Origin of the sequence: Bacillus mobilis, from assembly GCF_001884045.1 — a bacterium.
GTDB classification, from domain to species: Bacteria; Bacillota; Bacilli; order Bacillales; family Bacillaceae_G; genus Bacillus_A; species Bacillus_A mobilis.
In genome coordinates this window covers 1-333 of the sequence record NZ_MACF01000094.1, presented here as the reverse complement: position 1 = coordinate 333, position 333 = coordinate 1, and the positions used below count along the sequence as shown (strand labels likewise).

The window sequence follows — 333 nt, the reverse complement described above, 5'->3', positions numbered from 1 at the left end:
AATATTTACATAAAATTCATTTTGTTTACGAATGATTTCTACACTATATTTTTGATGCTCTATAATCGGTTTTCCTTTTGGATTTACACCGAGTTGCTTTCCCATAACGACATTTGTGATTTGATGATAAAAATGATATGGAATGATAATCGGAACTTTGATTCGTGGGCTTTTTGTTTTTCCATTTGTTCGTCCTAATGGATTTGCAATTTCTAACCATCCTTGCCCACAGTCATCAACTGTAATGCGCATGTTCAAATTCCCTTTTTTGCTTTTATCTCCACGAGAATATAATTGTCGTGTCCGCAAATCTTTCCATTCTTGATTGGATAT

At 33.3% G+C, this 333-nt stretch carries 1 pseudogene; it reads right to left on the bottom strand.

Going from position 1 to position 333, the window contains the following annotated elements:
- Positions 1-333: pseudogene (locus tag BAQ44_RS16655) on the bottom strand (IS200/IS605 family accessory protein TnpB-related protein); the annotation flags it as partial.